The organism is Kitasatospora sp. NPDC054795, from assembly GCF_053611565.1.
Genome location: NZ_JBSHAP010000224.1, coordinates 1 through 7,707, shown reverse-complemented (window position 1 = coordinate 7,707; position 7,707 = coordinate 1). Strand labels below are relative to the sequence as shown.

At 77.9% G+C, this 7,707-nt stretch carries 1 protein-coding gene; it reads right to left on the bottom strand.

Features of this window, described 5'->3' with window-relative positions:
- Positions 1 to 7,707: acyltransferase domain-containing protein (locus tag ACWGJO_RS40250; protein ID WP_452190729.1), on the bottom strand; the 7,707-nt coding region annotated here is incomplete at both ends.

Below are 7,707 nucleotides of genomic sequence, written 5' to 3'. Positions count from 1 at the left end.
GGCCTGGCTGATGTGCCGGAACACGGCGGGCGCCTCACGGACGTCCCACGCGGTGATCGGCAGCAGCCGCAGCGCACCGGACTCGAACAGGCCGAGCACCTCGGTGAGGATCTCGCCCATCCGCTGCGGGCCGGCCTCGGAGGGGTCGAAGGCGCGGTAGCGCACGCCGGGGTGGTCGGCGGCGACCTGCTCGGCGTCGCGCGGGTCGGCCTTGCCCATGTCGGCGAAGCGCCCGCCCTCGGCGAGCAGCCGCAGCGAGGCGTCCGTGAACTCGCCGGCCAGCGAATTCAGCACCACGTCCACGCCGCGTCCGCCGGTGGCGGTACGGAAGGACTCCTCGAAGGCGAGGTCGCGGGAGGAGGCGATGCGGGCGTCGTCCAGACCGGCGGCGCGCAGCGCGTCCCACTTGCCGGGGTTGGCGGTGCCGTACACCTCCAGGCCCAGGTGCCGGGCGAGCTGGACGGCGGCCATGCCGACGCCACCGGCCGCCGCGTGCACCAGCACCGACTCACCGGGCCGGGCCGCGGCCACGTCCACCAGCCCGTAGTAGGCGGTCACGAAGACGACCGGCACCGAGGCGGCCTCGGTGAAGGTCCAGCCGGCCGGGATCCGGGCGAGCCGGCGCCGGTCGGCGACGGCGACGGGGCCGAAGCCGCCGGGGAACAGGCCGAAGACCCGCTCGCCGGGGGCGAGGTCGGTGACCTCGGCGCCGACCTCCAGGACGACGCCGGCGCCCTCGGAGCCCAGCTCGGCGCGCTCGGGGTACATACCGAGCGCGAGCAGCACGTCGCGGAAGTTCACACCGGCCGCGCGGACGCCGATCCGCACCTCGCCGGGGCCGAGCGGCCGCTCGGCGGTGTCGGCGGGCAGCAGCCGCAGGCTGGTCAGGATGCCGGGCTCGGTGGGGTCGAGGGTCCAGGCGGCGGCGTCCTCGGGGACGGTCAGCGCGGCGGAGGCGGGCACGCGCACCAGCCGGGGCGCGTACAGGGCGCCGCCGCGCGCGGCGAGCTGGTTCTCCCCCAGCTCCACCGCCCGGCGGACCTGCGCCCAGTCGGCCGAGCCGTCGTCGTCGAGCAGCAGGACGCGGTCCGGGTGCTCGGACTGGGCCGAGCGCAGCAGGCCCCACACCGCGGCGCCCGCCGGGTCGGCGGGCTCCTCGCCCGGGTGGACGGCCGCGGCACCGCGGGTGACGACCACCAGGCGGTCGGCCTCGTCCCGGTCGCCGGCCAGCCAGCGCCGGGCGGCGTCGAGCGCCCCGGCGGTGGCGGTGCGGGCCCGGGCGGCGTCGTCCGCGCCGGTCGCCTCGACCCGGTGCAGCACGAGGGCCGCGCGGGCGTGGCCGGCCTCGACGGCGGACAGCTCCGCCACCGGGCACTCCTCGGCGGCGGCGCCGGTCGGCAGCGCGCTCCACTCGACCGCGAACAGCGCGTCGCCGGCCTCGGCGCGGCGGCCGTCCGGCTGACCGGTGGGCGCCGCCCGCAGGGTCAGCGAGCGGACATCGGCCACCGGTGCGCCGGTGGCGTCGGCGACCCGGATCGAGATCGCGTCCCGGCCCGCGGGGGCGAGCCGGACCCGGGCCACGGAGGCGCCGGTGGCGTGCAGGGTCACCCCGGACCAGGCGAACGGCAGCGGCGTCGCGCCGGCGTCGTCGAGGAACCCGCCGACGGTGGTGGCGTGCATGGCCGCGTCGAGCAGCGCCGGGTGCACGCCGTAGCCGGCGGCCTCCTCGGCGGCGCCCGCCGGGAGGGCGATCTCCGCGTAGACGGCGCCCTCGGCCCGCCAGGCCCGGCGCAGCCCGCGGAAGACCGGCCCGTAGCCGTAGCCGGCCTCGGTCAGCCGCTCGTAGTAGCCGTCCAGCTCCACCGGCTCGGCGTCGGCCGGCGGCCAGGCGGAGAGGTCGTACGGTTCGGCGTCCGTCCCGGCGGCCAGGGCGCCGGAGGCGTGCCGGGTCCAGCCGGCCGCGCCGTCGGGCTGGGCGTGGACGGCCACCGGGCGGTCGCCGACCGGGTCCGGGTCGCCGACCCGCACCTGGATGCGGACGCCACCGGTGGCGGGGACGGCCAGCGGGGCCTCGACCATCAGCTCGCGCAGCGCGGTGCAGCCGACCTCCCGGCCGGCCCGCAGCGCCAGTTCCACGAAGCCGGTGCCGGGCAGGATCGCCGTGCCGCGCACGGCGTGGTCGGCCAGCCAGGGCTGGGCGGCGAGCGACAGCCGGCCGGTGAGCAGCGCGCCCTCGCCGTCGGCGAGCGGCACGGCGGCGGTCAGCAGCGGGTGCTCGGTCCGCAGCAGGCCGGCGCCGGTCACGTCGGCCCCGGAGCGGCCGGGGCGCAGCCAGTAGGGCCGGCGCTGGAAGGCGTACGGGGGCAGGGTGATCCGGCGGCCGCCGCGGTCGGCGAGGACGGCGGACCAGTCCACCGCGGCGCCCCGGGTCCAGGCGGTGGCGACGGCGGCCAGCAGGGTCTCGGCCTCGGGCCGCTCGCCCCGGGAGGCGGGCACCAGCGCGGCGTCGTCCCGGCCGGTGGCGTCCAGGGTGAGGCGCGCCATGGCGGTGAGCACCGCCTCCGGGCCGAGTTCCAGGAAGCGGGTCGCGCCCTGGCCGGCGAGCCAGCGCACGCCGTCGGCGAAGCGGACGGCCCCGCGGACGTGCCGCACCCAGTACTCGGGAGTGCAGATCTCCTCGGCGCCGGCGGCGGTGCCGGTGAGGTTGGAGACCACCGGCAGGCGCGGCGGGTGGTAGGCGAGGCCCTCGGCGACGGCGCGGAACTCGGCGAGCATCGGCTCCATCAGCGCCGAGTGGAAGGCGTGCGAGACCCGCAGCCGGCTGGTCCGGCGGCCCTCGGCGCGCCAGTGCCCGGCCAGGTCGGCGATCGCGTCCTGCGGTCCGGAGACCACGATCGCCCGCGGGCCGTTGACGGCGGCGACGTCGACCCCGTCGTGGGCGGCGAGCGCCTCGGCGGCCCCGGCCTCGTCGATCTCGACGGCCAGCATCGCGCCGCCGGCGGGCAGCGCCTGCATCAGCCGGCCGCGGGCGGCGACCAGGGTGCAGGCGTCGTCCAGCGAGAGCACTCCCGCGGCGTGGGCGGCGGCGATCTCGCCGATGGAGTGGCCGAGCAGGAAATCGGGGCGCACGCCCCAGTCCTCCAGCAGCCGGAACAGCGCCACCTCGAAGGCGAACAGCGCGGCCTGGGTGTGGACGGTCCGGTCCAGCAGGGCCGCCTCGGGGGTGTCCGCCTCGGCGAACATCACCGCGCGCAGCGGGTGGTCCAGCTCGGTGTCGAGCCGGGCGCAGACGGCGTCCAGGGCGTCGGCGAACACCGGGAAGGCGGTGTAGAGGGCGCGGCCCATGCCGGGGCGCTGGGAGCCCTGGCCGGAGAACAGGAACGCCGAGCGGCCGTCGGCGCTCTCACCGCGCAGCACGCCGGGCGCCTCGGCGCCGGTGGCCAGCGCGCCGAGGCCGGCGAGCAGGCCGGTACGGTCGGCGGCCAGGACGACGGCGCGGTGCGCCAGGCCGGTGCGGCCGGTGGCCAGTGCCAGGGCGATGTCGGCCGGGTCCGGGTCGGTGCCCCCCGCGTCGGCGAAGCCGTGCAGCCGCTCGGCCTGGGCGGCGAGCGCGGTGGGGTCGGCGGCGGACAGCAGCCAGGGCAGCGGCGCCCCGGTGGCGGGTGCCGCCGGGCCGCGGGCCGCCGTCTCCTCGGCGGGGGCGCTCTCCAGGATGACGTGGGCGTTGGTGCCGCTGACGCCGAAGGAGGAGACGCCGGCCCGCAGCGGTCGGCCGTTCTCGGGCCAGGGCTGCGTGGCGGTCGGCAGCTCGATCGCGCCGGCCGACCAGTCCACGTGCGGCGAGGGCGCGTCCAGGTGGAGCAGGCCGGGCAGCTCGCCGTGGCGCATCGCCATGACCGTCTTGATCACCCCGGCGACGCCGGCGGCGGCCTGGGTGTGCCCGATGTTGGACTTCACCGATCCGAGCAGCAGCGGCCGGTCGGCCGGTCGGTCCTGGCCGTAGGTGGCCAGCAGCGCCTGGGCCTCGATCGGGTCGCCGAGCCTGGTGCCGGTGCCGTGTGCCTCGACGGCGTCGACGTCGGCGGCGGTCAGTCCGGCGTTGGCGAGCGCCTGGCGGATCACCCGCTGCTGGGCGGGTCCGTTGGGAGCGGTGAGGCCGTTGGAGGCGCCGTCCTGGTTGACCGCGCTGCCGCGCAGCACGGCGAGCACCCGGTGGCCGTTGCGGCGCGCGTCGGAGAGCCGCTCGACCAGCAGCATGCCCACGCCCTCGGCCCAGCTGGTGCCGTCCGCCGCCGCCGAGAACGGCTTGCAGCGGCCGTCGACGGCGAGGCCGCGCTGCCGGCTGAACTCGATGAAGGAGTCGGGCGACACCATCACCGTCACACCGCCCGCGAGGGCGATGCCGCACTCGCCGGAGCGCAGCGCCCCGGCCGCCATGTGCAGGGCGACCAGCGAGGAGGAGCAGGCGGTGTCCACCGTGATGGCGGGGCCCTCCAGGCCGAAGGTGTACGCGAGCCGGCCGGAGGCGACGCTGGTCGTGGTGCCGGTCAGCACGTGGCCCTCGACGCCGTCCGGCAGCTCCGCACCCTGCCCGTAGCCGGAGGAGGTCATGCCGACGAAGACGCCGCCCTGGCTGCCGCGTACGGCGGTGGCGTCGATGCCGGCGTCCTCGAAGGCCTCCCAGGCGGCCTCCAGCAGCAGCCGCTGCTGCGGGTCCATCGCCAGCGCCTCGCGCGGGGAGATCCCGAACAGGCCGGCGTCGAACTCGCCCGCGCCGGTGAGGAAGCCGCCGGAGCGGACATAGGTGTGCCCCTGCCGGTCGGGGTCCGGGTCGTAGAGCCCCTCGACGTCCCAGCCCCGGTCGGTCGGGAAGCCGACGATCGCGTCCCCGCCGGCCGCGACCAGCCGCCAGAGGTCCTCGGGGCCCTCGACGCCGCCGGGGAAGCGGCAGCTCATGCCGATGATCGCGATCGGCTCGTCGGTGGCGGCGGTGGCCGTCGCGGTCGGGCCGGAGTCGAGCCCGCCGACCAGGTAGCGGGTCATCTCGCCGATGGTCGGGTGGTCGAACACGGCGGTGGCGGGCACCGGGGTGCCGGTGCCGGCCGCCAGGCGCTTGCCCAGTTCGACGGCGGTCAGCGAGTCGAAGCCGAGGTCCTTGAAGGTCCGGCCGGTCTCCAGGCCGCTCGGGTCGGCGTGCCCGAGCACCGCGGCGACCTCGGCGCGGACGACGGCCAGGGTCTCCCGCTCGCGCTCGGCGGCGGACAGTGCGGCGATCCGGCCGCTGAGGGCGGCCGCGCCGTCGGTGCCGGCGGCGGCCGCGGCGGTGCGCGGGCCGGGCAGGTCGGCGAGCAGCGGGCTGGGCCGGGCGGAGGTGAAGGAGGCGGTGAAGGTCGTCCAGTCGACGTCGGCGACGACGACGGTGGTCTCGTCCCGGTCGACGGCCCGGTCCAGCGCGGCCAGGGCCAGCCGCGGGTCCATGGCCGGGATGCCGCGGCGGCTCAGGTAGTCCGCGCCGCGGCCGTCCGGGCCGCCGGACCACGGGCCCCAGGCGACGGAGGTCGCCGGCAGGCCGAGCGACCGGCGGTGCTCGGCCAGGGCGTCGAGGTAGCTGTTGCCGGCCGCGTAGGCGGCCTGGCCACCACTGCCCCAGACCCCGGCGATCGAGGAGAACAGCACGAAGGCGTCCAGCGGCACGTCCGCGAGCGCGGCGTGCAGCCGGGCGGCACCGGCGGTCTTGGCGGCGAGGACGGCCGCGAACTCCGCCGGACCGGTCAGCTCCAGGGCCTCGGTCGGGCCGGCCTCGGCGGTGAGGACCACACCCGCGACGGGGTGCTCGGCCAGCAGCGCGGCGAGCGCGTCGGCGTCGCCGAGGTCGCAGACGGCCACGGTGGCAGGGGTGCCGGCCCCGGTCGACTCGGCGGCGAGGTCGGCGAGTTCCCCGGACGGCGCGGAGGCGACCAGCAGCAGGTGCGCCGCGCCGCGGCCGGCCGCCCAGCGGGCGGCCTGGCGGCCGAGGGCACCGTCGGCTCCGGCGACCAGGACGGTGCCGGTCAGCCGCCGGGCCTCGCCGGCGGGCGCGGGCTCGGGGGCGCGCAGCAGCCGGGCGGCGTAGGTCCCGGAGGAGCGTACGGCGCTCTGGTCCTCACCGGTGGCACCCGAGAGGAGGGCCGCGAGGCGCCGACCGGCGCGCTCGTCGAGCACCGGCGGCAGGTCGATCAGGCCGCCGGTGCGGTCCGGGTGCTCCAGCGCCAGCGACCGGCCGAAGCCCCAGAGCTGGGCCTGCACCGGGTGGTCCAGCCGGTCGGCCCGGCCGGTGGAGACGGCGCCCCGGGTCAGGGTCCACAGCGGGGCGGTGATCCCGGCGTCGCCGAGCGCCTGCACCAGCGTCAGCGACACCGCCAGGCCGGCCGGCAGCACCGTCCCGGGCAGCGGCTCCTCGGCCAGGCCGGCCAGCGAGACCACGCCGGCGAACGGCTCGGCTGCGGGAAGCGCCGCGCGGAGGGTGTCGGCCAGGGCCGTACGGCCGACGGCCGGGTCGGCCACGACCAGGGTCACGGTCTGCGCACCGGCGGTGCGGATCGCCGCGACCACCTCCTCGGCGGCGGTCTCCTCGGCGGCCACCACCAGCCAGGTGCCGGTCAGGGCGACCACCCCGCGCGGGGCGTCCACCGGCTTCCAGCCGATCCGGTAGCGCCAGGAGTCCAGCGTCGAGCGGTCCCGGCGGCGGCGCCGCCAGTCGGCCAGCGCGGGCAGCACCGAGCCGAGCAGCTCCGGCGTGTCGTCCAGCCGCAGCGCCTCGGAGAGCTCGGCCAGGTCCTCGCGTTCCACGGCGTCCCAGAACCGCGCCTCGGCCGGGTCGCCCTCGGCTGCCGGGGCGGCGGCCTGCTCCAGCCAGTAGCGCTCGCGCTGGAAGGCGTAGGTCGGCAGCTCGACCGGGCGCCCTGCGGGCAGCAGCGCGGTGAAGTCGACGGCCACGCCGGCGGTCCAAGCCTCGGCCAGGGCGGTCAGCAGCTGCTCGGGGCCGCCCCGGCCGCGCCGCAGGGTGCCCAGCACGGCAGCCTCGGTCTCGGCCGCGTCGGCGGTCTCCTGCACGCCGACGGTCAGCACCGGGTGGGGGCTGCACTCCACGAACACCGCCCGGCCGCTGCCGAGCAGCGCGCGGGTGGCCTCCTCGAAGCGCACCGGGGAGCGCAGATTGTCGAACCAGTACTCCGCGCCCATGCGGGCGGTGTCGATCGGGGTGCCGGTCAGCGTCGAGTAGAGCGGCACGGTGGAGGTCATCGGGGCGACCTCGGCCAGGTCGTCCAGGATGCGCCCGCGCAGCCGGTCGACCTGGGCGGAGTGCGAGGCGTAGTCCACCGGGATCCGGCGGGCCCGCACGTCCCGCTCCTCGCAGAGCGCCATCAGCTCGTCCAGCGCGTCCGGTTCGCCCGACACCACGGTGGACGACGGACCGTTGAACGCGGCCACCGAGATCCGGCCGCCGAAGCCGCCGATCAGCCCCTCGACCACCGCACTGCCCGCCGCGACGGACACCATCCCGCCGCCACCGGCCAGTTCGATCAGCGCCCGGCTGCGCAACGCGACCACCCGGGCGCCGTCCTCCACGGAGAGCGCACCAGCCACCACCGCCGCGGCGATCTCACCCTGCGAGTGACCGATCACCGCCGACGGCTCCACACCGTGCGCCCGCCACACCTCCGCCAG